General features: G+C 62.5%; 3 protein-coding genes. 1 reads left to right on the top strand and 2 read right to left on the bottom strand.

Annotated features, from left to right (window positions below; translation table 11 throughout):
* The coding region (locus tag FBT96_RS06480; protein WP_169583266.1) for a relaxase/mobilization nuclease domain-containing protein at positions 1–1,269 on the bottom strand (1,269 nt) is incomplete at its 3' end.
* Between the two features lie 106 nt (positions 1,270–1,375).
* Positions 1,376–1,921, bottom strand: a complete 546-nt coding sequence (mobC, locus tag FBT96_RS06485; protein WP_136905507.1) for a plasmid mobilization relaxosome protein MobC — start codon at positions 1,919–1,921, stop codon at positions 1,376–1,378.
* A gap of 529 nt (positions 1,922–2,450) precedes the next feature.
* Between mobC and FBT96_RS06490 the strand changes: the two genes are divergently transcribed.
* A partial coding sequence (locus tag FBT96_RS06490; RefSeq protein ID WP_136905508.1) for a nucleotide-binding protein occupies positions 2,451–2,956 on the top strand: 506 nt, incomplete at its 3' end.

The raw sequence follows: 2,956 nt of genomic DNA on the forward strand, positions 1-2,956 counted from the left end.
CTCGAGATCGAGGTTCCGATGCGCCGCGACAGTGCGCAGATCGTCCCGAACCCAAAGCCACTCGTCGAAGGCATTCGCGGCGCCGCGGTCGATACGGCCAATCAACTGCCGGGGTTCGAGGCCGATCTGAACCCCGAGCGCCGATATCTTTTCGCTGATGTCTGAGGCCGGATCGCGCATGTCCGGCAGGCCATGCCGCATCGCGTCCGCGCGCCGCAAAGCCACCGACCGGCCATAGATCTCCGACTGCGTCGGCATCGCGAGCAACTGCACGCCGCGCCGATCCCCAAGCCCGTCGAGAACATCGCGGGCATGGCCAAACAATTCCTTGCGCAGCGCAAGCTGCTCCTGTTCCGGCCGCGCTCCGATCCGCTCCAGTGCCTGTTCCATCCAGCCCTCGAAATGCCGCTCGAGATCGACACGGCTATCGCGGTGCTCAGCGGCAGGAAAAGCACTCACAACTCCGCCGCGGGCCAAAGCCGCCTCCGCCGCACTGATCCGCGTGGCGATCTCGTCGAGCCCGGTCAGGGCGGCCAGATGGGCAAGCCCGCGCAGGGTCGCGGCGGAGCGGGTCATGCTTGCCAGTGCCTCATCCAGCGCCTTGCCCTCCCGCATCCTTTCCTCGGGCGCGCGGCCTTGCGCCTTCGCCCGCTCGATCTCGGCTCGGCTCGGGCAGTAGCTCAGAATCCCACGCTCGGCCCGCGAGGTGGCGTCGAGAAACACCCCTTCTTCCGCCGCGATCTCGACCATCCGGGTTTTCATCATGTCGAGATTGAACGCATGCTCGCGGGCCATGTAGAACCACTGCCCGTCGATCAGGCCGCGATTGTTCACCACGACATGCACATGCGGATGCGCGCGGTCGGTGTGCAGCGCCGCGACATAAGCCCATTCCTCCGCCTGATGCGCCCCGGACTGGAACATCTCGAAGGCCCAGGCCTCGGCGATCAGCTTTGCCTTGTCGGGGGCCACATGCGAGGGCAAGCTGAGCAGAAGATGGCTCGTGTGCCCGTTCTTCGGCGCCCCACGCCAGTCATCGCCCCAGGCCTCCGCGATCTCGCGGCGTTCCTCGGCGGCAAGTCCGCGCGCGTTCGGATCATGGGATACGGCATTGCCAAAGATCGCCTCGGACTTCGAGAACAGGTAATCGAACTGCGCCCGCAAATCCTTGGCTGTATGCGTCCCACCCCGATTGATCTTCTTGATCACCGCCACGTTCGATCCAAGCGCAAAGCGCCAAAGCTGCGCCGCCTGGGGCGAAAAGCGCACAAACCCTGCCCCGCTCGTTCCCCGCGCACGCCCCCGCTGCGGTCGCAACACATCAAGATCGCCAAGCAGGGCGTCAACAACACCTCGGCCGGGCCGCGTCGCAAGCCTAGCCAATTTGGTGTCCCTCCTGCTCTGCCACGAACTTCCGGTAGAGTGTCACACCCCGCCGACGCCGCTCGCTGATCACCTGCGACAGGGTCGCGCGCAGCACCGGTAGCCTCTGGCGCAATTCGTCGATCGCGGCCCACTGCTCCTTGACCATCGACACCCTGCCCCGGTTCGCCGCCAGCGCGATCTGGTTCACATTGACCCCGATCTTGTGCAACTCGCGCTGGATGCCATCGAGCCGCGCCGCATCTTCCGGGCCGAACTCCAGAAACCCCGCGCTCATACGAATGATCGCCCGGATCCCGTCCGATCGGGACTTCACACCGAGCTGGTCACAGAGCGCATCGAAAGCCGCCACCTCTTCCGCCGGCAACCGGCACGAGACAACCTGCCCACAACCCTCCTTCCGGGGCCGTCCCCGACCCGGGCGCGCGACCCCTTCCCTACCGGGCTCCGCCACCGTCCGCTCCGGCGCAATTCGCGGGCCGGAGGGAGCTTCAGGCGAATTATCTCGAAGGGCTTTTTTATTCACAGACGTACTCATTATTTTTTGTAGACATCACGCATTTCCTGCCACCACCCTTACTCTTATATTTCCCCCTTTTGCAACCGCAACCATGAGGCGAACAAAGACACTTGTGGAAGTCGTTGACGCAAGGTAAGCCGCCGATCACCGAACGCCTTTCGCGGCTCCCTCATCGCGACAAGCTGTTCGCGCAAACGTCCTTCCCCCCACCGGGAGAGGGCAATCTATTTGTAAAAATCAACGCCATAACAAGTTGTTATGGCGCAATTGTGTCCCGCCACTCCTAGACCGGGGCCCGAGAAAGGACGAGTGAGATGCGTAGTCAGGCATCAGCGACGTGCTCTCTGCAGCGCGCAAAACTTCAACCGCAAGATGATATCAGATAAAAGCGAAACGCGATAAGTCAAACGGCTTTCGCTTTCCGCTTTACTTCCTGCGCAATTCGCATTGCGCGGGATGAATTTCGATATTCACGCAGTGAATAATTAAAACGGTGTTCCGCGATCAGATAAATGACTTCGGCACGCCGCAAGATGAGGGAAGTTTCATGAGTAACGGGATACGTGTCGTTCTGGTGATGAACAGAAAAGGTGGATCGGGCAAAAGCACGCTCTGCCGCGCGCTGGCCTCGGCCGCAGCCGCAAGGGGGGAAACGGTGACGATCTTCGACACCGACACCTCGCGTTCCTGCCTGCATTGGATGGCCGCCGGACGCACAGCGGGAAACTGGTCGCCCCTCGTTGAGGTCGTGCATTCGCTTGATGCTTTCGAGATCACGGAGGCCATCGCCCAGATCTATGAACAACCCGACCAAGAGCATCTGGTGTTGATCGACACGTTCGGCGGCGGGGCGGAGGCGCAGGACATGCTGGCGATTGCCGCGCATCGCATCGTCTCGCCGATGATGCTGTCGCGCGGCGATCTGAGCGAAACCCGCGAAACGGCAAGCTGGTACATGAACCTGCGCGGCCGGGTCGATCGCCCCGAGGAGTTGCCGGGGTTTTCCGTGATCCTGAACCGGGTGCCCCTGCGTGTCTCGGAAGCGGAACGGGC

The sequence above is a fragment of the Rhodobacter capsulatus genome (assembly GCF_005144475.1).
In the GTDB taxonomy this organism is placed as follows: Bacteria; Pseudomonadota; Alphaproteobacteria; order Rhodobacterales; family Rhodobacteraceae; genus Rhodobacter; species Rhodobacter capsulatus_C.